Genomic DNA, 1,610 nt, shown 5'->3' on the forward strand with positions numbered 1-1,610 from the left:
TACTTCGACCTGAAGAAGTGGGTTCGGGCCGTGGCCGATCGTGTGTGGTGCAGGCCAGAGTGAGATCAGGGTGGTGCCGGGATCGGTTGCCGGGCCTGGAGTTCAGGCGTTGGCGGCGGCGAGGGCGGTGATTTTGGTGAGGTTGTGGGCCAGGACGCCGTATCCGCACCAGGTCCGGGCGCCGGTCAGCCCGTCGAGTCGGGTGCGGTCCCAGCCGAAGCGGTGCTTGAGGTGGCTGATGCGTCCTTCGCAGCCGGTTCGCCATTTGACGAGGCGGCGGAAGCCGGGTTGTCGTTCGTGGGTTTGGCGGGCGCTGCCGGGTCTGCCTTTGCGGGGGATGGCAACGGTTCTCACGCCGGCACCGTGCAAATCGCTTTCTACGCCGGCTTCGCCGTAGCCGCGGTCGGCGGCCACCGCGCGTGGTGGTTGGCCGGTCCGGGCGGTGATCCGTTCGATCGCGGGGGCCAACTGCGGGGCGTCGGGCGGGTTGCCCTTCTCGACGGTGTGGTCGAGCACGATGCCGTCGACGTTGTCGACGATCTGCGCCTTGTAGCCGAACTCGATCGGTTTACTGAGGCGTCCCTTGGCGATCGGGCGGGCGTCGGGGTCGTGCAGGCTCACGAGGCGCGTGGCGGAGTCGGGCTTGCCGCCGGCCAGACGGATCCGGGTCTGGCCGATCACCTGGTTGGTGCGTTCGATCATGACAGCGAGTTCGTTGACGGCCCGGCGCAGCCGCCCCCTCGCCCGGCCGGTTACCCGGTTCAGGGCGCGGCGGGCGTTACGCAGCACCGCCTGCGCGTCGGTGCAGGTCTGTCGGGCCAGGCTGGCCAGCTCTCCGGTTATCCGGGCCACCGTGGCCTGCGCCTCCTCCCGGGCCTGCGCGCCACGTAGCCGCAGATGCGCCGCGATCGAGCGGACCCGCCGCCCGGCCGCCCGTGCGCGCTGGCGAAACGGTGTCCGCGTCGCGCCGCCGACGGCCCTGATCCGTACGACGAGGCGGGACATCCGGCCCACCGCGCGGGCCAGCAGCCCGGTGTCGGTGGGGTAGTCAACGTTGGCCGACACCACGGTGGTGTCGGCCCGGACTTTTCCCGTCTTCACCAACCTCGCCTCGCACGCCTTGGCGAGCATCTCTTCGTTGAGCGCGGCGATCGCCTGCTCACCGCACCGGGTCGTGATCTTCATCAGCGTGGTCGGGTGCGGCAACCGGGCATCGATGTCGATCCGGCAGAACCGCCGCCACGAGATCGAGTCCGACACCTCAGCACACAACGACTCGTATCCCAGCCGATAGCGGTGCTTGAGGAACATCAACCGCAGGTACGTCTCCATCGGCAGGCTTGGCCGGCCGATCCGCGCGTCGAAGAACGGCACGAACGGGGCGAAGAACCGCTCGTCGTCCAACCAGGCGTCCACCCGCTCCAACTCGGCCGGCAGCCGCAGACAGACCTCCGGCAGCACCGACTCCCACAGCGACGGCTGAACGTTCCGGGTACGAAGCATCACGGATCCCCTTGCGGCGCACCAACTCCTCATACTGACCAACGACGATGAGGCTGGTCAGCGACGCCGCAACCAGCCCCATCGATCTACTTTTTCAGGTCGAAGTA

Annotated in this window: 1 protein-coding gene; it reads right to left on the reverse strand. The window is 68.6% G+C overall.

Annotated elements, in window-relative coordinates:
* Positions 1-102: 102 nt before the first annotated feature.
* Positions 103-1,503: an ISNCY family transposase gene (locus AAH979_RS42905; RefSeq protein WP_346263854.1), complete on the reverse strand. Its 1,401-nt coding sequence runs from the start codon at positions 1,501-1,503 to the stop codon at positions 103-105.
* Positions 1,504-1,610: the final 107 nt, after the last annotated feature.

Source organism: Plantactinospora sp. ZYX-F-223 (assembly GCF_039649625.1).
Lineage (GTDB): Bacteria > Actinomycetota > Actinomycetes > Mycobacteriales > Micromonosporaceae > Plantactinospora.

Coding starts and splice junctions, on each gene's coding strand:
- AAH979_RS42905 (WP_346263854.1), bottom strand. CDS start 1,503: ATGCTTCGTACCCGGAACGTTCAGCCGTCGCTGTGGGAGTCGGTGCTG.